At 50.1% G+C, this 23,574-nt stretch carries 18 protein-coding genes, 1 tRNA gene, 1 rRNA gene and 1 pseudogene; 8 read left to right on the top strand and 13 right to left on the bottom strand.

Going from position 1 to position 23,574, the window contains the following annotated elements:
- Window positions 1–225: 225 nt before the first annotated feature.
- Together glgC and LGV68_RS15060 are read right to left on the bottom strand one after the other, a co-directional pair.
- Window positions 226–1,482, bottom strand: a complete 1,257-nt coding sequence (glgC, locus tag LGV68_RS15055; protein WP_020332491.1) for a glucose-1-phosphate adenylyltransferase — start codon at window positions 1,480–1,482, stop codon at window positions 226–228.
- A gap of 284 nt (window positions 1,483–1,766) precedes the next feature.
- Window positions 1,767–1,940, bottom strand: a pseudogene (locus tag LGV68_RS15060) (NIPSNAP family protein); the annotation flags it as partial.
- A gap of 143 nt (window positions 1,941–2,083) precedes the next feature.
- Here LGV68_RS15060 and rrf point away from each other — a divergent pair.
- Both rrf and LGV68_RS15070 read left to right on the top strand, forming a co-directional pair.
- A 5S ribosomal RNA gene (gene rrf / locus LGV68_RS15065) occupies window positions 2,084–2,199 on the top strand.
- Between the two features lie 32 nt (window positions 2,200–2,231).
- Window positions 2,232–2,308, top strand: a tRNA-Asp gene (locus LGV68_RS15070).
- A gap of 457 nt (window positions 2,309–2,765) precedes the next feature.
- Here LGV68_RS15070 and add read toward each other — a convergent pair.
- From add to glnA, 6 genes are all read right to left on the bottom strand, one after another.
- Window positions 2,766–3,770 carry an adenosine deaminase gene (gene add, locus LGV68_RS15075; RefSeq protein WP_158147051.1) on the bottom strand — a complete coding sequence of 335 codons (1,005 nt, stop codon included), beginning with the start codon at window positions 3,768–3,770 and terminating at the stop codon, window positions 2,766–2,768.
- A gap of 81 nt (window positions 3,771–3,851) precedes the next feature.
- Window positions 3,852–6,410: a GGDEF and EAL domain-containing protein gene (locus LGV68_RS15080; protein WP_252535641.1), complete on the bottom strand. Its 2,559-nt coding sequence runs from the start codon at window positions 6,408–6,410 to the stop codon at window positions 3,852–3,854.
- A 63-nt stretch (window positions 6,411–6,473) separates the two neighbouring features.
- Window positions 6,474–7,877, bottom strand: coding sequence for a nitrogen regulation protein NR(I) (glnG, locus tag LGV68_RS15085; protein WP_020329310.1), 1,404 nt, complete (start codon window positions 7,875–7,877; stop codon window positions 6,474–6,476).
- Between the two features lie 54 nt (window positions 7,878–7,931).
- Entirely contained in the window at window positions 7,932–8,978 is a 1,047-nt protein-coding gene (glnL, locus tag LGV68_RS15090; protein WP_020329311.1) for a nitrogen regulation protein NR(II), read from the bottom strand.
- Window positions 8,979–9,114: 136 nt separating this feature from the next.
- Window positions 9,115–9,645 carry a DUF4124 domain-containing protein gene (locus LGV68_RS15095; protein WP_252535642.1) on the bottom strand — a complete coding sequence of 177 codons (531 nt, stop codon included), beginning with the start codon at window positions 9,643–9,645 and terminating at the stop codon, window positions 9,115–9,117.
- A gap of 174 nt (window positions 9,646–9,819) precedes the next feature.
- The gene (gene glnA, locus LGV68_RS15100) at window positions 9,820–11,229 is read right to left on the bottom strand and encodes a glutamate--ammonia ligase (RefSeq protein WP_252535643.1); all 1,410 of its coding nucleotides are present in this window, start codon (window positions 11,227–11,229) and stop codon (window positions 9,820–9,822) included.
- 504 nt (window positions 11,230–11,733) lie between these two features.
- Between glnA and typA the strand changes: the two genes are divergently transcribed.
- A complete protein-coding gene (gene typA, locus LGV68_RS15105; protein WP_020329314.1) occupies window positions 11,734–13,563 on the top strand; it encodes a translational GTPase TypA in 1,830 nt (609 codons plus the stop codon).
- 74 nt (window positions 13,564–13,637) lie between these two features.
- Window positions 13,638–14,186, top strand: coding sequence for an AAA family ATPase (locus LGV68_RS15110; protein WP_203344519.1), 549 nt, complete (start codon window positions 13,638–13,640; stop codon window positions 14,184–14,186).
- Here the strand turns inward: LGV68_RS15110 and LGV68_RS15115 are convergent.
- Complete coding sequence (locus tag LGV68_RS15115) at window positions 14,176–14,814, bottom strand: DUF2959 domain-containing protein (RefSeq protein WP_100267564.1); 639 nt, start codon at window positions 14,812–14,814, stop codon at window positions 14,176–14,178. The genes LGV68_RS15110 and LGV68_RS15115 overlap by 11 nt on opposite strands.
- A 62-nt stretch (window positions 14,815–14,876) precedes the next feature.
- Here LGV68_RS15115 and LGV68_RS15120 point away from each other — a divergent pair, with 62 nt between their 5' ends.
- From LGV68_RS15120 to LGV68_RS15130, 3 genes are read left to right on the top strand one after another with little or no spacing between them, the layout of a single operon-like run.
- Window positions 14,877–15,791 (top strand): virulence factor BrkB family protein, encoded by a 915-nt coding sequence (locus tag LGV68_RS15120; RefSeq protein ID WP_038127848.1) that lies wholly within the window; start codon window positions 14,877–14,879, stop codon window positions 15,789–15,791.
- Complete coding sequence (gene dtd, locus LGV68_RS15125; protein WP_020329319.1) at window positions 15,763–16,197, top strand: D-aminoacyl-tRNA deacylase; 435 nt, start codon at window positions 15,763–15,765, stop codon at window positions 16,195–16,197. The genes LGV68_RS15120 and dtd overlap by 29 nt, the downstream gene beginning before the upstream one ends.
- Before the next feature lie 36 nt (window positions 16,198–16,233).
- Window positions 16,234–17,160, top strand: a complete 927-nt coding sequence (locus LGV68_RS15130) for a bifunctional GNAT family N-acetyltransferase/hotdog fold thioesterase (protein WP_020329320.1) — start codon at window positions 16,234–16,236, stop codon at window positions 17,158–17,160.
- Here the strand turns inward: LGV68_RS15130 and LGV68_RS15135 are convergent.
- The 4 genes from LGV68_RS15135 to hslR all read right to left on the bottom strand — a co-directional run bounded on the left by LGV68_RS15135 (window position 17,157) and on the right by hslR (window position 22,428).
- The gene (locus LGV68_RS15135) at window positions 17,157–19,055 is read right to left on the bottom strand and encodes an AsmA family protein (protein ID WP_252535644.1); all 1,899 of its coding nucleotides are present in this window, start codon (window positions 19,053–19,055) and stop codon (window positions 17,157–17,159) included. The two genes, LGV68_RS15130 and LGV68_RS15135, sit on opposite strands and share 4 nt — an antisense overlap.
- A gap of 110 nt (window positions 19,056–19,165) precedes the next feature.
- Window positions 19,166–20,794, bottom strand: coding sequence for a phosphoenolpyruvate carboxykinase (ATP) (gene pckA, locus LGV68_RS15140; protein WP_020329322.1), 1,629 nt, complete (start codon window positions 20,792–20,794; stop codon window positions 19,166–19,168).
- 338 nt (window positions 20,795–21,132) lie between these two features.
- Window positions 21,133–22,008, bottom strand: coding sequence for an Hsp33 family molecular chaperone HslO (gene hslO, locus LGV68_RS15145; RefSeq protein WP_024373342.1), 876 nt, complete (start codon window positions 22,006–22,008; stop codon window positions 21,133–21,135).
- A 33-nt stretch (window positions 22,009–22,041) separates the two neighbouring features.
- The gene (gene hslR / locus LGV68_RS15150; RefSeq protein ID WP_020329324.1) at window positions 22,042–22,428 is read right to left on the bottom strand and encodes a ribosome-associated heat shock protein Hsp15; all 387 of its coding nucleotides are present in this window, start codon (window positions 22,426–22,428) and stop codon (window positions 22,042–22,044) included.
- 266 nt (window positions 22,429–22,694) lie between these two features.
- On the opposite strand from hslR, the gene gspC reads away from it, so the two are divergent.
- A complete protein-coding gene (gspC, locus tag LGV68_RS15155) occupies window positions 22,695–23,540 on the top strand; it encodes a type II secretion system protein GspC (protein ID WP_206769376.1) in 846 nt (281 codons plus the stop codon).
- The last annotated feature ends 34 nt before the right edge of the window (window positions 23,541–23,574 follow it).

Raw genomic sequence — 23,574 nt, forward strand, 5'->3', positions numbered from 1 at the left:
CTTTTACTAATCTGAGTCAACCGCGTTAGCGTCGTTAACTTAACGCATTTCTGTCCATAAATAAGCTATGAAGGTCATATGTATGTATTTAGGTGGAACGTGGTCTTATCTCCGAGTGGTGAAGATAAGACCATAATTTGGGTATAAGACTAATTGTACTCTCGTGCTATATTTCTCGCCATGCGATGTCGTTGACTCGTATTTCGAAAAAATTATTCAGTACGTTTATTTCGCAAGATTTTCCAGCATAGTTTTAGTTACTAGAGTGACTCCTTTTTTTGTAACACGAAAACCATTGGCTTCATCCTGTTCCCTATCATAACCAATGCTCAAACCGGCTGGGATACAACAATAACTATCAAGGATAACTCGCTTCAGTTTAGCGTGTTCTCCAACTTCACTGCCAGGCAACAATACTGACTCTTCAATAAGACTGTATGAGTGGGCATGGACACTTGAATACAACAATGACTTTCTAATAGTAGAACCAGAAATAATGCACCCTCCAGAAACCGTTGAATCTACGGCCATACCACGGCGTTCATCGTTATCAAAAATGAATTTAGCAGGTGGAAGCTGTTCTTGATATGTCCAAATCGGCCAATCTTTATCATAAAGGTCAAGTTGTGGTTTAGGTGTCACAAGTTCCATATTGGCTTCCCAAAATGAGTCTAGTGTACCCACGTCACGCCAGTAGGGCTGATTTTCACTGTCTGGATCTTTGAAAGAGTACGCAAAAACATTGCTGTCATTAATGATTGAAGGAATGATATCGTGGCCAAAATCGCGGGTGGACCCTTGGACATCCACATCTTTTAATAACTGGTTAAAAAGAAAATCAACATTGAATAAATAATTGCCCATTGAAGCCAAACACTTATTTGGTTTGTTCGGAATTGCATTGGGTTGGGCTGGTTTCTCATCAAAAGCGACTATTTTGTTGTTGGAATCTACGGTCAGAACACCAAAACTACCTGCGGCTTCCTCGGTATCAACTTCCAGGCAACAGACTGTCATATCGGCGTTATTTGCCACATGCTCCGCTAGCAGAGAACCATAGTCCATACGATATACATGGTCACCAGACAGAATTAGAATGTACTTGGGTTTATGTGAACGAATTATATCAATATTTTGATATACCGCATCTGCTGTACCAGCATACCAATCATCGCCCGTTCGTTGTGAAGCAGGTAAAATTTCAACAAATTGTTGAGCCCTAAAACTTCCCCAACCGCGGCTAATGTGACGGATCAACGAGTGCGACTTGTATTGTGTAGCGATACCTACGCGGTGAATACCTGAATTGAAACAGTTTGATAGTGGAAAATCGATAATACGAAACTTACCACCAAAATATACAGCAGGTTTTGCTCGGACATCGGTAAGTTCAAATAAACGACTCCCTCGACCACCTGCCAATATCAAAGCGTAAGTGTCTTTGGTCAAATTACTGATATGTCTATCATAAACCTGGGACATAGAGACCTCCATGGGAACGTTTTATAAACTTGTTGTAGCGCGTACTTAAACAGCGTACATCGGAGCAGAGTATTGATTGTATGCAAGTTACTATATAGGGGGATTGTTGAAAAAACTGTGACTGAAACAAGGCATTATTATTTGAATAGCCACCAGTATCGTAGCCACTTTTAGCATTACCAAAAATAAGCCAATTTATAACAGAAGAAATGAGTCAGCTCAGGGCTAGCTGACTCGATGATAGGTACACTAATGTCAAACACTTATCGCTGCTGACACAAGAGTCACTCAGTAAGAATCGGACGGAAAAAGCTACGCTCATAACTCATTACGCAATCAGTTTCCTCTGCATACTTGAATGCAGCTTTACAATTTTCGTCTGATACCGAGTCATGACGGTATTTTTCATAGTCAGATAAAGATGGAAATGAAAACAACGCCATTGCAATGTTATTCGCTTGTAATGGTCAACTAAAATTGGCCACGGTTTTAGAGTTTTCCCAATACAGTCGTTCAGACTCATTGGGTGTTAGACCACCATTATATTGATGTGGCCTGATGTTGTGAGAACGAAAACAGCTTTCCGAATTTTAAGAATTTGCTTGGCGACCATAGCGTTTTGGACCCACCTGATTCCATTCCGAACTCAGAAGTGAAACGAAACAGCGTCGATGGTAGTGTGGGGTTTCCCCATGTGAGAGTAGAACATCGCCAGGCTTTAAATTTAGACTCTTGAGTCTAACCAGTGCGGAGCGGTAGTTCAGTTGGTTAGAATACCGGCCTGTCACGCCGGGGGTCGCGGGTTCGAGTCCCGTCCGCTCCGCCACTTATTTAAGACCTCAGCAGCAATGCTGGGGTTTTTTGCTATCTGGGGAGTGGGTAAACCTCCACACTCTCCAGACTCACTGAGTGCTTCGCTCTCCTCTTTCTCTTTATGCCCCAGCGTTTTGTCGCTCGTAAGCGTTATTCCTAACGGGTCGCTACCTCTCTCAGGCTCTTACCCCCTCAGCTTTGTTGTCATCGCGCCTCTGTTTGGCAAAGATAGACCTGGCTTATCTTGCTTGGCATTGCTCAGGTTGGCTTCAGACTGGTGTATTACATAGCTTTGTCATCAGTAATATCGGGTACTTCTCTTTGCTAATCAAGTCTGTCAGTGAAAGCTAGCGTTCGAGAGTTTACGTTGATTAGATTTATCCGGGTCGCAAAGCAGTGCTCTCTGGGAGAGCAAAGATATAAAAAAGCCGATGCTGGGCATCGGCTTGGGAAGAGATAGATTCTTTACACTAAACGCGTTGAGCAACTTTGGCTCTCAGCGCCTGTTTATCGGTATCGGACAAGAACGCCAGTTCCAAGCCGTTTAATTGCGCCTGACGAATCTGCTCTTGGCTCAATCCGGCTTGAGGCGCAGCAACTTCATACTCATAAGGCAGCTCAATGCCCTCTACGGCAGGATCATCGGTATTTAGACAGGCGAGTACTCCATGCTCAAGAAAACGCTTGAGAGGATGTAGTGCCAAGCTTTCTACTGTACTGGTCTGAATGTTGGATGTCAGACATGACTCAATACCAATGCGGTGTTTCGCCAAATAATCCATCAGCTGCGGATCGTGAATCGCTTTCACGCCATGACCAATACGGATCGCGCCTAAATCACGAATCGCTTGCCACATGCTTTCCGGACCAGCCGCTTCTCCTGCATGAACAGTAATATGCAGGCCTGCATCGCGTACCTGTTTAAAATGGCTGACGAAACGATCGCCGGGCTGGCCGAGCTCATCCCCTGCAAGGTCGACGGCCACAATATGATCTTTCTGGCTCAGAATCGCGTCCAGTTCTTGCTGACAAGCGTCTGTGCCAAAAGTACGGCTCATGATGCCAATCAGGTTGGCTTGTACGCCAAAATCGCGCACGCCGGCTTTTACGCCGTCGACAACGGCTTCAACGACACCCGCTACAGGCAAGTTGTGTTTCATCGCCATGTAGTACGGTGAGAAGCGCAGCTCGGCGTAATCAATTTGCGCGTTGAGTGCATCTTCTACGTTTTCATACGCAACGCGGCGGCAAGCGTCCAGATCGCCCAGTACTGCCACACCCCAGTCTAGTTTAGACAGGAAAGCGACCAGTGAAGGCTCAGCTTCAACGATCTGTACGTGCGGAGTGAGATCCGCAACGGTGTAGGCTGGCAGAGCTACACCAAATTTTTGACCGAGGTCGAGAATGGTTTGAGTGCGAATGTTACCGTCAAGATGGCGGTGTAAATCAGTGAGTGGAATATTTTTCGTAATCATTATCGTCTACCAAGTCAAAATCTGCGCTAAGTATAAAAACCAAACCTTGCGGTGTCAGTAGTGAGAATGGCGAATCGAGTGCTATTTTGCTGATATTCTCTTCATGTTAACCAGATCTGTTGGCCATTCATGGTACGACATCGGTTTGTTGAACAAGAACCCCTGGCCTTGTGGGCAGTCAAGTTTGGCTAGCAATTCGGCCTGTTCAGGTGTTTCAATGCCTTCTGCAACGATGTTGACCTTAAAACTGTTGGCCAGATTGATGATGGTGGCTGCAATGCTGCTTTCATACTGTTCTTGCTTGAGTAGAGAAACGAAAGCCCGATCGATCTTAAGGCAATCGAAAGGCAGCTTATACAGATAGGCGAGCGAGCTGTAGCCGGTCCCAAAGTCGTCAATCGCCAGACGGATCCCCAAGCGCTTGATGGAGTGCATGGTGTTTAAAATCACCGGGTCGTTATTGACGATACGGGATTCGGTAATTTCCAGCGTCAGATTGTTCGGTTGCATGCCCGTGATACGCAGCGTTTCTTCAAGCTGTGGCATGAATTCAGGATGGGAAAGCTGATTGACTGACAAATTAACGTGCATCTGGAAGTCGGCGGCCCATTTCCCTTGCTCGATACCTTTCACGGTATCGCAGCATGCTTGTCGCAGGATTTGTTCGCCAATCGCGTTAATAAGCCCGCTTTCTTCTGCAATCGGGATGAAGTCCATGGGTGGTACCAAACCGTATTCTGGCGACAGCCAGCGCGCTAAGGCTTCTGCTCCCAACACTTCGCCGCTGTGCAGGTCAACGATTGGTTGATAGAACGGAACAAACTCGTGGTTTTCCAGCGCCAGCTTAATCTGCGTCACCATTTGGGTTCGCTTGCGAGAAACATCGGCCATCTCCGGCACATAGTAACTGAGACGGGTCGAGTCTTGCTTGGCGTTACTTAATGCGATGCTGCCGTTGCGCAGCCACACCGTCATGCTAGCAGGCTCGAGCCCATGAACAATACCCACCGAGATGTTCACGGCGATGTTTTCATTCGGCATATTGAACGGCGTGGCGAACAGTTGCAGCAACTGTTGGGCAAACTGCTTGATGGCCTGAATATCATCGCATTGAGGAAGATAGATGGCGAACTCATCACCACCGATACGGGCGATGTAGCTGTTGTCGTGACTGACGGTTTTCAGGCGTTGGGCGATGAGGACGAGCAGCTGATCGGCCTGGTGATGGCCAAGGCTATCATTGATGTCTCTGAACTTATCGATGCCAATCAAGAACAGGCTACCATGCAACGTTGGCAATTGGTTGCAGCTGTCTATCATGCCTTCGCGACTGTAAACCTTGGTCAGCGAATCGTAGATGAGTTGCTCGCGCAGCGCTTTAAATGACGCTTTAAGGTTGTTCGCCATTTCCGTAAAGGCAAACACCATCATACTGGTTTCGTAGATCTTGCCCGGTTTGGGCATTGGGCTATCCCAATCTCCCTGCGCCAGATGTTTTGCTGCCGCCGCGGTAGAGGTAATGGGCGCCGTGATGCGGTTAAAGGTGATAAAGCCGATGCCAATCCCAAACAGGCTGACGATCAGGCCCAGCAACCAGCTGTTGCGCTGGTTTTGCGGCAGAGAGCCTAGAAGGTCTGCTTCGGAGATGGTGACATTGATGTACCACTTGAGCCCATGTTCGTCCTCGACCGACGTCACTTGGTTGAAATAGCGCGCGCCATCGACCTCGGTACTGAACACCTCTTTCGGCAGGGTATGCGCGCTTTGCAGAACGCGGGAAATCTCGATGGCACTGGCTTTCAACACCGGATTCGGGGTTTCCTGAGTGGTGAGTCGATCGCCTTTGGGTGAATACTCGGTGCCCCACGAGACAACTCCCGTTGGCGCTGAATGTGCGATCAGGCGCTGGGTTTCGTCAAAGATATACACGTCGGCATTAGTTTCACGTTTCAGCATGTGGAGAAAGGTGTTAAAGGTGCTGATTTTGACGTCGGTGACCATGACGCCGACAAACTGGGTTTGTTGCATCACTGGTGTCAGAGCAGATAACGTGATGTCCTGGCGTTCGTCCATGTTGGTATACACCGATGACCACATCGGATGTGGATTCGCTGCCACTGGCGTATAGAAGGGACGAGTACGGGGATCGTATCCGGCTATCACGGAACGGATTTCATCGCTGACAGAATCGCCATGGTAAATCGTGAGCTGCTGCTTTGTGCGGCTGTCTTTGAGCATCAGCGTGAAGCTCTGATTGTCTTCCTTGCGAAAGCCGACAAATTCGCCGTTGATGCCAGCAAAACTCATCACATCGATTTGAGAAATCGGGTGGTACAGGTCGCTGAAGCCGGAAACCAGAAATTGTTCGATCTGCTGTGAGTCATTGGGCTGATACAGATGGTGAAAGCCGATGCCGTGGCTCATGCTCTGATTAGCACGGAACGGTTCATCGAGAAAGGCGTGTAAGCGTTGGTCAACGTTGTGGGTCAGGAAGGTGAGCTGTTTGCGGCTCACATCCTGCACCATCTGTTCGTAGCTGTATTTCTGAACCGCTCCAATGACACCGATCGTCACCAGAATAATGATCACGAAAGGGAATAACACAGCGGTTTTCAAAGTCATCTGTTGTCTGAACGGCATATCCTGATTCTGCAATAATGGCCTGTGATTCGGGGCATTGGCAGTGGAGACAACAAAAGTCCGTTAATACAACTCTTTCAATTTACGTGTGAGTGTATTGCGTCCCCAGCCTAATACTTTTGCGGCATCCTGCTTATGGCCATTGGTATGGTTGAGCGCTGCTTCTAAAAGTATACGTTCAAACTCCGGGAGTGCGTAAGACAGTATCTCAGTTTCTCCTGAAGCGAGAGCGGATTTCGCCCAGGATTCCAGCTGTTTCTGCCAGCTGACATCACTGTCGAAATCGACGTTTTTCTTCTCGGCCAGCAACTCTGAAGGCAGGTCGCTCGGCAGTACCTCTGTCCCACTCGCCATTACGGTCAGCCAGCGGCACATGTTTTCCAACTGGCGAACGTTGCCTGGCCAGTCGAGGCGATTAAGAATCTCGATGGTCTTAGGATGCAGGGTTTTCATCTCCACGCCTAACTCTTTTGCGGCCAAAGCGAGGAAATGTTTAGTTAATTTATCAATATCCTGACGCCGCTCACGCAATGACGGGATCTGGATTCGAATCACGTTGAGGCGGTGAAACAAGTCTTCACGAAACTTACCCTGATGCACCAGCTTCTCAAGATTCTGGTGTGTGGCCGCGACAATACGTACATCCACCTTGATCGCAGAGTGACCGCCGACGCGATAAAATTGCCCATCGGCCAGTACGCGCAGCAAGCGCGTCTGAATATCTAAAGGCATATCACCGATTTCGTCGAGAAACAGAGTGCCGCCGTTGGCCTGCTCAAAACGTCCCTGACGCACATTGTTCGCGCCGGTAAAGGCACCTTTTTCGTGACCAAACAGCTCTGATTCGATTAAGTCTTTCGGAATGGCCGCCATGTTAAGTGCGATAAAGGGTTTCTGCGCGCGTGGGCTGTGACGATGCAGTGCATGAGCCACCAGTTCTTTACCGGTACCGGATTCACCATTGATCAGTACTGAAATCGACGAGCGGGACAAACGACCAATGGCGCGAAACACTTCCTGCATCGCCGGCGCTTCGCCGATGATTTCCGGAGCATCATAGGTTGGGGTCAGGCGTTGTGATTGCTCTTTACGCTGCTCCTGGCCGTGGGCGATGGCACGTTCGACCAGCGTCAGGGTTTCATCCACATCAAACGGTTTAGGCAGATATTCGAATGCCCCCTTTTGGTAAGCGTTGACGGCAGCATCCAGATCGGAGTGCGCGGTCATGATGATCACGGGCAGTTCTGGTGAACGTGAGTGCACTTGATGGAGCAACTCAATGCCGTCAATTCCGGGCATGCGAATATCGGACACCAGCACGTCAGGCGTTTCTCTTTCGAGTGCCATTAACACACTTTCGGCATCGGAAAATGTTTCGCACTTGATGTTGGCTGATGACAGGGTTTTCTCCATCACCCAGCGAATCGAGCTGTCGTCATCGACAACCCATACGTATCCTTTACTCATAGTTTTGGTTCCTCAACAGCAGCCCCATTCTCATGGTGAGAATGGTCACGTCGTTCAAATCGGTAAATAAATCGTAAATGTTGTTCTTCCTGGCCAGCTTTCTACGTCTATTTTTCCATTGTGCTGGTCTATCAGGTTTTGCGAAATGGATAAGCCGAGCCCGGTTCCTCCCTCACGGCCGCTGACCATGGGGTAGAACAAGGTGTCCTGCAGTTCTAGCGGAATGCCCGGACCGTTATCAATAATTTCGATTCTGGCCACCAACTTATGTCGCTGGCCGTGAATATTGGCTTGGTGCACTGTTCTGGTGCGCAGGGTAATCACGCCATGTGGCTGGTTGGCCAGAATCTGCGCTGCGTTACTGACAATGTTGAGCAGCGCCTGCTCAATCTGGTAGGTGTCCATCATGATGTTGGGCAGGCTAGGATCGTAATCACGTTCAATATGCAGATCGGCACTGCCTTCCAGTTCGACCAACTGGCGTACTTTTTCCAGAATCAGGTGCAAATTTTCGGAGGTTTTTTTACCCGGCTTTTGCGGCCCCAGCAGGCGATCGACCAGAGCGCGCAGGCGATCGGCTTGCTCGATAATGATTTGGGTGTATTCGGTCAGGCTCTGGTCGGGCAGCATGCGTTCAAGTAACTGAGCCGCGCCGCGCAGGCCTCCGAGCGGATTCTTAATTTCATGAGCCAGGCCACGCACCAACAGCTTTGCGGCTTGTTGCTGCGCATGCTGGTTGAGTTCCTGAGTCAGGCGGCGCTGCTGGCCTATCTTGCGCATTTCAACCAGCAACATCAGCTCTTTCTGCCATGACAGCGGGCTGACGGTAACTTCCAGCATCAGCGGCTTGCCATCCACCACAAACGTTACATCGCTGTCGGTGATGCTTTGTCCGCTCTGTAGCGGTTGGGAGAGCAACGCCAGATCCATCGAAGCGTGTTGAATCAGCTTGGAGAGCGGTTGATTAATGATGCGTTTGGCACTTTGTGAGAACAACTGCTCGGCGGCGGGATTGGCATAACGCACACACAGGGTTTCATCCAGCATTAAAGTGGCGGTTACAACGTTGTTCAGTATCGTTTCGCTTAGCTCTGCGCTCACAGGTTCGTCCTTGTCCGTGTTCCAAAATGATGCAATGCACAATATTGGTGCATTGATTTTGTCAAGTATGGCGCAACGGAGCACAAAGAAAAAGTCAGAGACTGTTGGAAATCGAGCTATTTAGTGCAGATCTTGCCTAATTCACGGACGCTCGATGTAAATGCACCGTTACAAATAGAGACGATGCAATAACCTTGCCGTTTCCAAACGCCTGAATTGAAAAGGTATGCGACCCGCGTTCAATATTTTTCAGCTCCCACACCGTTTTGGTGCTGGGCGCACCATAAGGTTTGCTATCTATGACGAGCTGCAGGTGTTCGGAGACTCCAAGTGAGCGGTTCAGCTCGGCAGCGACGGTGATTTTCCCCTGATTATTGCGGATGGTTTGGTCTGGCTGGGGAGAAGTCAGGCGGACTTGTAACGCGACAGGCGCTGCTTTGTTCGCTTTCGGTGCAGGCAGGTCAATAGGCTGCGCGGCTTCGTAGCTGGGTTCTGGCGCAGATGCGTCATAATCGGGCAACTGAAGAGTCTGGGCTTGTGTATCGGCCGGAGCATCACTGAAGTGAACAACGCCATGTTCATCTTCCCATGTGTAAACGCTTTGTGCGTAAAGCCATTGGGGCACAATGAGCAGCAACGATAAGCATAAACCTGAAAAACGTTTCATCTTCCACCTCACGAGGTTGTGGGTTCGCCAAGACGCGGAGTCACTGGTTCGATACTGAGTATGTAACGTTCATGTTAAATGCCTTCATCACGGGCCCAAATACGAAAAAGGCCCGCCTGCGAGGCGAGCCTGATTTTCGTGTGTAACCTGCGTTACACTTACAAAGAATAAGACTTATACAGAGTAGTACAGTTCGAATTCTAGTGGGTGTACTGCAACGTTCACGCGCTCTACATCTTTCGTTTTCAGTTCGATGTAAGAGTTGATGAAATCATCAGAGAATACGCCACCTGCAGTCAGGAACTCGCGGTCATCGCTCAGGCACTGCAGCGCTTGTTGCAGTGATTCAGCAACTTTTGGAATCTCGGCTGCTTCTTCAGCTGGAAGATCGTACAGGTCTTTATCCATTGCTTCGCCTGGGTGGATCTTGTTCTTAATACCGTCAAGGCCAGCCATCAGCATTGCTGCAAACGCCAAGTATGGGTTCGCTGCTGGATCTGGGAAGCGAACTTCGATACGACGTGCTTTAGGGCTTGGTACCACTGGGATACGGATAGACGCTGAACGGTTACGTGCAGAGTAAGCCAGCATGACAGGCGCTTCGTAGTGTGGAACCAGACGCTTGTATGAGTTGGTCGATGGGTTAGTCAGTGCGTTCAGTGCACGTGCGTGCTTGATGATACCACCGATGTAGTAGATCGCTATTTCAGACAGGCCGCCGTACTTGTCGCCAGCGAACAGGTTAACGCCGTCTTTCGCCAGAGATTGGTGTACGTGCATACCAGAACCGTTGTCGCCAACCAGTGGTTTAGGCATGAAAGTCGCTGTTTTGCCGAATGCGTGAGCAACGTTATGAACAACGTACTTATAGATTTGGATTTCGTCCGCTTTGCTGGTCAGTGTGTTGAAACGTGTTGCGATTTCGTTCTGACCTGCAGTTGCTACTTCGTGGTGGTGTGCTTCAACAACCAGACCCATTTCTTCCATGATCAGACACATGGCTGAACGGATGTCTTGAGATGAGTCAACTGGCGCTACTGGGAAGTAACCGCCTTTCACACCTGGACGGTGACCTTTGTTACCGTCTTCGTAGTCAGTACCTGTGTTCCAAGCTGCTTCTACGTCATCGATCTTGAAGAAAGAACCTGACATGTCAGTAGAGAATTTCACGTCGTCAAACAGGAAGAATTCTGGCTCTGGACCTACCAGAACAGTATCTGCGATTCCAGTAGAACGCATGTACTCTTCCGCGCGTTTTGCGATAGAACGTGGGTCACGGTCGTAGCCTTGCATTGTTGCAGGCTCAAGAATGTCACAACGGATGTTCAGCGTTGCGTCTTCTGTGAATGGGTCAAGCACAGCTGATGATGCATCTGGCATCATTACCATGTCTGATTCGTTGATACCTTTCCAGCCAGCAACTGATGAACCATCGAACATTTTACCTTCTTCGAAGAAGTCTGCGTCGATTTGGTGAGCAGGAATTGAGATGTGCTGCTCTTTACCTTTTGTGTCTGTGAAGCGTAGGTCAACAAACTTAACTTCGTTTTCTTGGATCAGCGATAGTACGTTTTCTACTGACATCTTGGATAACCTCCAGTGTTAATAAAGCGGTTTGGGCTCGAATCAAAGTGAAACCAGCATTGATTAATGTCTGAACTACTACTTAATCTGTGCTGAATTCATATTAGCTAGAATCGTGCCAATTTCTTAAGTCCTATAAATTCAATGCTTTGCATAAGATTGGCTCTTTTTGGTGCTTTCCGTTGCACCAATAAGATCCCTTGTTGCACCTTGTTGGTGCGTTATCGGTTTCACTGCACCAATATCTATCAAAGCGAACACTATTCAGCCGATAATTTGTAGGGTTGTCAATTGGCATTTCCGTCCAGTATGCCGCGGTTTGTTTTAAATCAATTTGACGGCTAGGCTCTAAAGGAGCGAAATTCAGCGTGACAGATCACATATTCCTAGGTTTTTCGCCAAAATCTGGTACATTATTGGCCGTTTTTTGAACCAAACTCAGGTACCGGTTTTGCCTACGCGCGGAAGCGGACCATTTTGTGTAATTAAGTGAAGCAAAACTCCATGGCTACTCCACAGATTGAAAAATTAAGAAACATCGCGATCATCGCGCACGTTGACCACGGCAAAACGACCCTGGTGGATAAACTACTCCAGCAATCAGGCACGTTAGAGTCGCGCGGTGATGTTGAAGAGCGAGTCATGGACTCGAACGACATTGAAAAAGAGCGCGGCATTACCATCCTGGCGAAGAACACCGCTATCAACTGGAACGACTACCGTATCAACATCGTAGACACTCCGGGACACGCGGACTTCGGTGGTGAAGTTGAACGTATCATGTCAATGGTTGACTGTGTTTGTCTGATCGTTGATGCGGTTGACGGCCCAATGCCACAAACTCGTTTCGTAACCCAAAAAGCGTTTGCTCACGGTCTGAAACCAATTGTTGTTATCAACAAAATCGACCGCCCTGGCGCGCGTCCTGACTGGGTAATGGATCAGGTATTTGACCTGTTCGACAACCTAGGTGCAACGGATGAACAGCTGGACTTCCAAGTGGTTTACGCATCAGCTCTGAACGGCTGGGCAACGTTGGAAGAAGGCGAAACTGGCGAAAACATGGAACCGCTGTTCCAAGCCATCGTTGATAACGTAGAGCCTCCTCAAGTTGACCTTGAAGGTCCGCTGCAAATGCAAATTTCTCAGCTGGACTACAGTTCATACGTTGGTGTTATCGGTGTTGGCCGTGTGACTCGCGGTACGGTAAAACCAAACCAGCAAGTGACCGTTGTGAGCGCTGATGGCAAAAAACGTAACGGCAAAGTTGGTACTGTTCTGGGTTACCTGGGTCTGCAACGTTCAGAAACAGAACAAGCGACTGCGGGCGACATCGTTGCGATCACCGGTCTTGGTGAACTGAAAATTTCAGACACCATCTGTGACGTGAACTGCATCGAAGCGCTGCCACCACTGAGCGTTGACGAACCAACGGTAACCATGACTTTCCAGGTAAACACTTCTCCGTTCGCGGGTAAAGAAGGTAAGTTCGTGACTTCACGTAACATCCTTGAGCGTCTGGAAAAAGAACTGGTTCACAACGTTGCACTACGTGTTGAGCAAACGGACGATCCAGATAAATTCCGCGTATCAGGCCGTGGTGAACTTCACCTGTCTATCCTGATCGAAAACATGCGCCGTGAAGGTTTCGAACTGGCGGTATCTCGTCCAGAAGTAATCCTGAAAGAAGAAAACGGCCAACTGATGGAACCGTTTGAAACGGTAACTATCGACGTGTTGGAAGAGCACCAAGGCGGCATCATGGAGAAAATCGGTCTGCGTAAAGGCGAACTGAAAGACATGTCTCCAGATGGCAAAGGTCGTGTACGTCTAGACTTCGTGATGCCATCACGCGGCCTGATCGGCTTCCAGACTGAGTTCATGACCCTGACTTCAGGTTCTGGTCTGCTGTACCATACCTTTGACCACTACGGTCCACACAAAGGCGGTAACATCGGCCAACGTGTGAACGGCGTACTGATTTCGAATGCAACTGGTAAAGCACTGACTTACGCTCTGTTTAACCTGCAAGAGCGTGGCCGTCTGTTCACTGAACACGCGGACGAAGTTTACGAAGGTCAAATCGTGGGTATTCACAACCGTTCGAACGACCTGACAGTAAACTGTCTGAAAGGTAAACAGCTGACGAACGTACGTGCATCAGGTACCGATGAAGCTCAGGTTCTGACTCCAGCAATCAAATACACGCTAGAGCAAGCGCTTGAGTTTATCGATGACGATGAGCTGGTAGAAGTTACGCCACAAAGCATCCGTATTCGTAAACGTCACCTGACTGAAAACGATCGTAAACGTGCATCTCGCGACGCAAAATAATCGTTGAACGAATAGAATTGAGCCCTCGGCGGTAACGCTGGGGGCTTTTTTTATGCATCTGATAAGGAGCGAATGTGAAACCCATCATCATCACTGGCGGTCCGGGCGCCGGCAAAACCACTCTGATTGACGCGTTAGCGCAGGCGGGTTTGGCGACGTTTCCCGAAGTGTCGCGCACCTTGATTGAGCAGGAGAGTGCGAAGCCGAATGGCATATTGCCGTGGCACGATTTAGCGGGATTTGCTCAATTGTGTCTGGTCGCGATGAGTGAGCAAAAACGGAATGCGGGCAAAGAGCCATTGGCGTTTCTCGACCGCGCGATTCCTGACATTTGTGGTTATCTGCAGGCGGCGGATATTGAACCGGATCTGCATTATGTACAGGCCAGTCAGGGCTATTTCCCGACCGTGTTTGTGTGTCGGCCACACGCCGCCATTTATGTGCAGGATGATGTGAGACCTTATCCATTTGAGCAAGCATTGGCGATTCATGAACAGTTAGTGATGACTTACATACAACTGGGTTATCACTGTGTTGAGGTGCCGTTTGATGCGGTCAGCGAGCGAGTGCGCTTTGTGCTGCGCGCTGTGGAGCACGCAGCATCATGCCACGCTACTGTTTGAGATGGGCGAGGAACTGATCCGATTCTTTAATCGCGGCGTTCATCTGCGTGATCGCGGTGCGAATATCCTGCTCTAAGGTCGCAAATTCGCCTTGCAGTGAACCCACCGCGCTGGCATTGAGGTTATGCTTCAGATACAGAGTATTATCGCGCAGGGTGTTGAGCACTGGTGTCATCTTTTGCTCGGCGCGTTTCATCGCTTTAAGCATCGTCTGATATGAAGCTTTGGTGGTGTTGAGTTTCTGCTCACTGGCACGGCGCAGTTTGCTGCTGGTGTAAAGCGCAAGCTCCCCTTGCCATTCTTCAAACAAGGCATCGGCAACGTCTTCAATCGCGGCAATGCGCTCATGCACATCGGCAGCTGCTGCTTCGCTTTGTTGGTACTGATCGTTGATGCGCTCATAGGCGCTTTCCAGTTCGCCACCATCAAATTGCGTGAATGCCGACAGGGCTTCCAGTGCGCTGGTCAGCTCCTGCTGTGCGTCTTTTTGTGACTCTTGGGCGGCCTCGACACGGTCAACCATAATGTCGCGTTTGTGATAACCGACCTTTTCCAACGCCGAATAATAGGCGCTTTGACAGCCTGTCAGGGTAAAGATCGATAAGAAGATGGCCAACAGGTAAGGCATCATGAGCTCCTTTCTATTAAAATGAAGGCGTTAGCATGGCTTAGTCGCATGGGAGAGACAAGTTGAAAATCCAATCTTTGGTTAAGGATAGCGTATTGTTCGGGCGTTATTTGTTGGTGCGTATGGGCCACGACCGAGTCAATGTGAATGCCGGATACCTCGCGTACATCACGCTGTTGTCGATTGTACCAATGTTGACCGTATTGCTGTCGATCCTCTCTTCATTCTCCATTTTTGAAAACGTCGGTGATGTGGTTCAGGATTATGTGATTACCCACTTCGTGCCCGCGGCTGGGGATGCGGTGCGTAACGCGCTGACAGAGTTCGTCACCAATACCGGCAAAATGACCGCAGTGGGTGGTATGTTCCTGTTTGTCGCAGCGCTGACGCTGATTTCGAATATCGATAAGAACCTCAACTACATCTGGCGGGTACGTAAGAAACGCCGCATGGTGTTTTCGTTCTCAATGTACTGGATGATCCTCACGCTGGGACCAATTCTGGTCGGTGCCAGTATTGCGGTCACCTCGTACATCACGTCGCTCAAACTGCTCGACAGCGAGGCACTGACGGGTGCCTTCAACTTCTTCCTGCGTCGCCTGCCGCTGTTGCTTTCGTTTTCTGCGTTTGCCGGGTTATATCTGTTGGTGCCGAACAAAAAAATTCATTTTCTGCATGCTATCGCTGGCGCATTTGTCGCTGCTATTCTGTTTGAGCTGAGTAAAAAAGCCTTTGCGGCCTACATTACTCAGTTCCCTTCTTATCAGTTGATATACGGGGCGCTTGCCGCGATTCCCATTCTGTTTGTTTGGGTGTATTTATGTTGGCTGATTGTGTTGATCGGGGCCGAAGTGACCGCTGCGCTCGGTGAGCGTGAGTACTGGAGTGACGACCCAGACGTGGTACACTCACTGCCTCAAACTCAGCACAAACAAGAAGGAAACCAAAGTGATAGCCTTGATTCAACGGGTGAGTGAAGCGGCAGTCCGCGTGGAGGGCGAAATCGTCGGTGAGATTAACCATGGCCTGTTAGTGCTGCTTGGGGTTGAACGTGATGATGATGAAGCCAAAGCCAAACGCCTGATGGAACGAGTGACCAGCTATCGTGTGTTTGAGGATGATGCAGGCAAAATGAACCTCAGCGTCAAAGATGTCGGGGGCAGTGTGCTGGTGGTCTCGCAGTTTACCTTGCCTGCGGATACGAAAAAGGGCACCCGTGCCGGCTTTTCACGTGGCGCGCACCCACAAGAGGCGCAGCGTCTATACGACTATTTTTCTGATTTGTGTGCACAGGTTTTGCCGACAGAGCGTGGACGTTTTGCGGCCGACATGAAAGTGTCACTCATCAATGATGGCCCGGTAACCTTCTGGTTGCAGGCTTAAATTTCGGCTCCTTGTGAGCTTTCGGGAACGGACTCTATGTTTAAACTTATTACGCCGAAAACGGATAATCAGCTCAATAAGTATTACCACTTCCGCTGGCAGTTGCTGCGCGAGCCGTGGCGTATGCCGATTGGCTCAGAGCGTGATGAATATGACGCGATGAGCCATCACCGCATGATTGTCGACAGTCGGGGACGGCCAATCGCGATTGGTCGCCTGTATATCACCCCGGATAACGAAGGCCAGATCCGCTACATGGCGGTCAAAGCCAGTCGTCGCGCCAAGGGGATGGGCTCGCTTGTGCTGGTTGCTCTTGAGTCTCTGGCGCGTCAGGAAGGGGCGAAACGCTTGGTGTGTAACGCTCGTGAAGACGCGATCAAATTCTATGAGAAAAATGGTTTTGAGCGCCGCGGTGAACTGACCGATGAACGCGGCCCGGTACGCCATCAGCAGATGGTCAAACCGCTCGACCCGATGGCCAATGTGCTGCGTAAACCGGAGTGGTGTACCGAGCTTCAGGAGCGCTGGGCGGCGCACATTCCGATCAGCGAAAAAATGGGGATCAAAGTGCTGCAGTACACGGGCTATCAGTTCCAGTGTGGCGCGCAGCTTAACCCGAACCTCAATCCCCATAACACCATGTTTGCGGGCTCTGCCTTTACGCTGGCGACGCTGACTGGCTGGGGAATGGCGTGGCTGCTGATGCGTGAGCGTAACCTGGAAGGAGATATTGTGCTGGTCGACAGCCGTATCCGTTACCGCCATCCGGTGGTACACAACCCGGTGGCGTCGACGTCACTGGATGGCATCAGCGGCGATTTGGACCGCCTGGCCTCCGGGCGCAAAGCACGCATTGTGGTTAACGTGAATATTTCGAGTGGCGATAACGACGCCGTGGAGTTCATCGGCACTTACATGCTGATCCCGAACTACCAAGCCATTTTGGAAAATGCGCGCGGCTAAGGGACTGGCACGCACGCTTTGTCCGAACCTTTCTCCTCGCGCTGTTGATTGCGCAGCAGATCAAAATGCTGAGTATCGCAGCGCTGAGTCACCTCCAGTTCCAACATCCCTTGTTTGGGTTCAACCAAATCGATGTCACCGTGCAGGCGGGCATTGAGCGTTGGGCCGGACAGCGGCGTCGCATGCAGTGACAGGCGACCGCGGTCGGCGTTCAGCCTCAGCCCGTCGAGCGAGAAAGGCTGTACCACCAACGCATCAGAGTTCTTCATCACCAAAGTGCCATCGCGCAAATTGAGGTTCAATTCGCCGCTCAGTGAGTGAGCCAGCATCGGATAGTCGCCCGCAAGGCCATCAGCGGCCAAATCGATTTCGGCCAAGGCATCGACTTTCAATGGCAGAGGCAGCCACTGGCCGAGTTGAGTGAGCGGCACGCCGTCCGCATGCAAATTAACGTTCCATGGCGCGCTGGCTGCGTCAAATGCCCAGTTGGCAGTGGCATCCAAATAACCGTTCTCCAACGGCAGGAACGCGCGCTCAAGCTGCCAGTGGGCCTCTTTGCTGCTCATCTCCACCACACCTTGGCTACTGACGAGCGGACCGATACTGGCGCTGTTGGCGCTGATGCTCAGTTTCCCGTTCCACAAGCCCCAGCGGCCATTGCGATTGAGCTCGGTATTGCGTCCTTCAACATTCAGGCCGGAGAGTTGCCAAAACGGCTTATGAGTCAGTTGGATCAATTGCAGGTTGTTGAGATTCCATTGATCAATGGTCAGATTTTTCAGCGCAGGAAGATCGCTGTCTAGCCACGCCCAATCCTGTTGCTGCTCGGCAAACCATTTGATGCCGCGTGCGGTTAACTGGTGAAGATGGATGCCGGAGGGCTGAATGTCACCACTGAGTTGAATGCTGCCTTGCAGCAGTTCGGTAGCAAAATCACTGATGGTGATGTTGCCCGGGCGAAACTCGAGCTTAAACGTCGGTTCAATCCATTGCAGTCCATGCCAGTCCGCGGATTCGGCGTTGAGTGACAGGTAGCCACTGTCTTGCTGCCACAGTGACTGATCGACCGTCAGGTTCTCCAGCGACAGCGCGAGGTTGGTCAGTTTGGTCTCACCCAACTGCAAATTGCTGCTCAGCACATCGAGGCTGTTGATGTGGTGAAGATAAGGCTTGGCCAGCTGCCACCACGGCGCGCTCAGTGTAGACAGATCGTCTTTCAGGTCCAGCTTGCTGATGGTGACGTTGACCAGCGACCAACCGGCCGGATACTGCTCTGCCTGACCAGAAAACTCACCGCCGCGCCATTGAAACGAGGCGCCGTAAACGGTGCTGTCCTGTGCTTTGTAATCGGCATCGATCAGTACATTGTTGAGCGCTTCACCTTGCCAGTATAACTGTTCGGCTGAGAGTTGCAGTTCGCCGTAAGGCAGCCACTGTTTGGCGTTGTTCCAGATAGGCTTTTTGACCTGTAAATTGACGCCGCGTGCAATCAGGCCGTGATTGGCGAAATCGATATTGTGCAGCGCCAGTTGATTGAGTTGCAGTTGGGCAAGAAAATCATTGTCTGGCAAGCCATCGGAAAAGTTAGCGCCATCGAGCAGTACGCTGTCGATCACCCATTTGTCCTGATGAAACAGTTGCGGGCTGAGCCAGATATCCACTTGTTGAAAGCTCAAGGGGTTGGCGCTGGTTTCCAGCGTCACATTGTGCAGGCGGAAATGGAGTGGGTATTCGTAATCGAGCTCACTGAAGGTCAGTTTTTCGGGCCACAGATGCTCGGTCAGCCACTGCGCAGACGGTGTCAGGTAACGGGTGTGCATGATGCCGAATGCGACCAGCGTCAGTGCCAGCAGCAGCGCAACCAATCCAACCCCGAGAGCAAGCAGCTTTTTCATAATTCCCTGATGCGATGACCGTCCTGAAAGTCCACAGCTTGGAGTAAATTGGCGCTGGCTTCAACAAAAAAAGCCCCTCAAAAGAGGGGCTTGCTACTGAGTTATCAGTTTTAGTCCAGTTGAGGACCTGCCGCAACCAGCGCTTTACCTTCCGCGTTGTCGGTGTACTTAGCAAAGTTGTTGATAAAGCGAGAGGCCAAATCTTTAGCTTTGCTTTCCCATTGTAGTGGGTCGGTATAAGTATCACGTGGGTCAAGGATTGCAGGATCTACGCCTGGCAGCGCTGTTGGGACTTCCAGGTTGAAGATAGGAATGTGCTTGGTTTCGGCTTGTTCGATTGAACCATCCAGAATTGCATCAATGATGCCACGGGTATCTTTAATCGAGATACGTTTGCCCGTGCCGTTCCAGCCCGTGTTAACCAGGTAAGCTTCCGCACCAGCGGCTTCCATGCGTTTCACCAGCACTTCGGCGTACTTAGTCGGGTGTAGCGTCAGGAACGCTGCGCCGAAACAAGCAGAGAAGGTTGGCGTTGGCTCGGTAATGCCGCGTTCAGTACCGGCCAATTTGGCAGTAAAGCCAGACAGGAAGTGGTACTTGGTTTGTTCCGGCGTCAGTTTAGACACTGGAGGCAGCACGCCGAATGCATCGGCAGACAGGAAGATCACTTTGTTCGCGTGACCGCCTTTGGAGACGGGTTTAACGATGTTGTCGATGTGGTAAATCGGGTAAGAAACACGGGTGTTCTCGGTTTTTGAACCGTCATCGAAATCGATCGAGCCATCAGCGCGGACAGTCACGTTTTCCAGCAGCGCATCACGACGAATCGCGTTATAGATGTCTGGTTCAGCTTCTTTCGAGAGCTTGATGGTTTTCGCGTAGCAACCGCCTTCGAAGTTGAAGACGCCATCGTCGTCCCAGCCGTGCTCATCGTCACCAATCAGCGCGCGTTTTGGATCGGTCGACAGAGTCGTTTTACCGGTACCAGACAGACCAAAGAACACAGCGACGTCGCCATCTTTGCTCATGTTGGCACTACAGTGCATTGACGCGATGCCTTGCAGCGGCAGGAAGTAGTTCATCATCGCGAACATACCTTTTTTCATCTCGCCGCCGTACCAAGTACCGCCAATCAGTTGCATTTTTTCGGTCAGGTTGAATACGGTGAAGTTTTCAGAGTTCAGACCGTGTTCCTGCCATTTATCGTTGGTGCATTTCGCGCCGTTCATGACCACGAAATCCGGTTTGAACGTTGCCAGCTCTTCTTCAGAAGGACGGATGAACATGTTCTTCACGAAGTGAGCCTGCCATGCGACCTCAGTAATAAAGCGTACGCACAGACGGGTATCAGCGTTCGCGCCACAGTAGCCATCGACCACAAACAGACGCTTGCCGGACAATTGCTTGCCAACCAGCGCTTTCAGATCGTTCCACACGGCCTGATTGATCGGTTTGTTGTCGTTTTTCGCTTGTTCAGACGTCCACCACATGTTTTCTTCGGTAGTGGCGTCTTTAACGATGAATTTGTCTTTTGGTGAGCGGCCAGTGAAGATGCCGGTATCAACGGCCACTGCACCCAGTTCAGTGACTACGCCTTTTTCGTAGCCTTCCAGATCTGAGCGAGTTTCTTCTTCGAATAACAATTCGTAACTTGGGTTTCGCACCACTTCAGTTACATCGGTTATTCCATATTGGGTAAGATCTAATTGTGCAGCCTTAGTATGTTCCATAACGGTCATAGGTGCTCCTTATAAGGATTTTGTAGGGATTTTTAATAATGTTTGTAATTGTTATCTGCTCACCATGCTAGCAACGGGGTGGGGAAAAAACAGGGAGATAGTTCAAAAATTACCCACGCTTTCCCTGTGGTTTTAGGTAACCCGTCACATATTGTTGGCTGGGGTATTTTATCGCGCACGCAAACCATTGCGCCAGACCAAAGGGATTATTATTCCAAAGAAATTAAGTACGGCGTACGGTGAGTGTAACTATTGATTTTATTGGGTTTTGATCACAAAAAAAGCCAGCATAATGCTGGCTGTAGTGGTAAATTTTCGTGCTTGTTAAACCCGATAAATTAATGCAGGGTTTTGTTCTCTGAGCTATCTTGTGCGAACAATTCAGCCACTTGCGCGGAATCGAACGAGTAAGTGGTGCCGCAATAGTCACAATGCAGAGCGACAAAACCTTCTTCTGCCAGAATCTCGTACACCTCGTCACGCGAGAGGGTTACGATCGCTGCGGCGCTGCGCTCACGAGAACAACCGCATTGGAATTGAACTGGTTGAGGTTCGAATACTTTCACTTTTTCCTGATTGTACAGGCGGTACAGCAGCTCATTGGCTTCCAGTGTGAACAGCTCTTCATCCTTCACCGTATTGGTCAGTTGTTCCAGGTGTTCGAAATCTTCCGGAGTGCCTGTGCCGTCAGGCATGATTTGTAGCAGCATGCCAGCAGCATGAGGTTTGCCATCTTGTTCACCAACGCGAATCCACAGGCGGGTTTTCAGCTGTTCTGAACGCAGGAAGTAACCTTCCAGTACCTCTGCCAGATTGTCACCTTCCAGGCCAACCACGCCCTGATAGCGCTCGCCCTGTTTCGGTTCAATGGTGATCACCAGATAGCCGCTGCCCATCATATCGTGCAGGCCTGCGTCATCGGCAATATCGCCTTCCCAGCGAGCCACACCACGTACTTTCTGGTTGTTGTCACCGTTAATCACAGCCAGTGAAACCGGGCCGTTGCCTTGCAGCTGCAGGGTAATCGAGCCTTCAAACTTCAGCGTAGCCGTCAGCAGTGAGGTCGCAACCAAAAGCTCACCCAACAGTTTCTGTACTGGAGCTGGGTATTCCTTGCTTGTAATCATGTGTTGGTACGTTTCATCCAGTTGCACCAACTCGCCACGTACTGAAAGATCTTCAAATAGGTAGCGGTTTAACGTGTTTTTCGACACTGAGCTTGTAGTCATAAGGAATAGTCCGGCTCTTTATTGATGTTTAAATTTTAGAAGATCGCGGCGCTGTTTTTTATCCGGGCGGCGATCCGGGGCTGGGTTGGTGGCGTTGAGTTTACGCGCCAGCGCCATGCGCTCGCGTTTCACCACGCTTTCAGCCGTTTCTGAATACAGGGTCTGAGCTTCCGGTGCGCCACGTCTCTGTTCGGATACGCGTTCAATTACAACGGTTTTTTCTTCGTTGCCTTGGCGCAGGGTAATGATCGCACCGACTTCGACCAGCTTACTTGGTTTTGTTCGCTGGCCATTATAGTGAACTTTGCCACCATCGACCATATTCCGCGCCAGCGAGCGAGTTTTGTAAAATCTTGCGGCCCACAACCATTTATCGAGTCGAACCGCTTCAGATGGGGAACTCATGCTGGCAAATTACCTCTAATGTGTTTATTTCGCTTTTGGCTTGCTGGTTACAATGGTGATTGCATGTCAGTTTTTCAAGCAAGTCGACAATTTAATCGTAAGTTAAAAGAAGTCCGCGAAGCTTGTGATATATTGCTATATTTTATATAAGGTCCTGAATTAAAAGGCTCCTACTGATAAAAAACATGACGTTAGCGCAACAATTTAGGAATGAAGGACACAGAGTGGAGCGTATCAATTTACAACAGCTGACATCCGGGGATTGGATGCAGCGTTTTCCACATTGGCAAAAGCCGCTCAGTTTGTGGGTCACTTTGATTTGCATCGCATTGTCTGCGTGGATCGTCGGCAAAATGGTTTGGATGCTGCACAGTGAACAGACGACGGTCGCCGCATGGTCAGCCAATGCGTCTGCTCAGCCCAAAACCAGCAGTGGCATGGACATCAGCGTATTGCAGAAAGGCGATCTGTTCGGGCATTACAACGACCAGACGCCACCTCCGGCGCCTGTCAAAGTCGACGCGCCTAAAACCCGTTTAAACCTGGTGCTGGTGGGCGTTGTTGCGAGTTCTGAGCCGAGCCAGAGTCTGGCGGTGATTGCCAATCGTGGGTCTCAGGCGACGTATGGTCTGAATGAAGTGATTGAAGGCACGCGAGTAAAACTCAAAGCGGTGATGCCGGATCGGGTCATTATTGATAATTCTGGCCGGGATGAGACCCTGATGCTGGAAGGAATAGACTATTCTAAAGTCAGTGCCCAACCTGCCGCAGCACCAACCCGAACAGCCAAAGACACGCCCGTGGAAGATAAACTCGACGCGATTCGCGCCGCGGTCGCCAAAAACCCCCGCGAAATTTTCCAATACGTCACGCTCTCCCAGTTGAAGCAGGATGACAAAATTCTGGGCTATCGTGTCAGTCCGGGTAAAGACCCGGCACTGTTTGAGTCAGTGGGATTACAGAACGGCGATATCGCCACACAATTAAATGGTCTGGATCTGACGGATCCGGATGTGATGAGTAAAGTCTTTGAGTCGATTACGGATTTGACCGAGATTAACCTCACAGTAGAACGAGATGGACAGCAACATGACATCTATATTCAGTTTTAACATCAAAGTGTCAGCAAACGTTGAGGGAGTATTC

Source organism: Vibrio sp. LQ2 (assembly GCF_023920125.1).
Lineage (GTDB): Bacteria > Pseudomonadota > Gammaproteobacteria > Enterobacterales > Vibrionaceae > Vibrio > Vibrio fluvialis.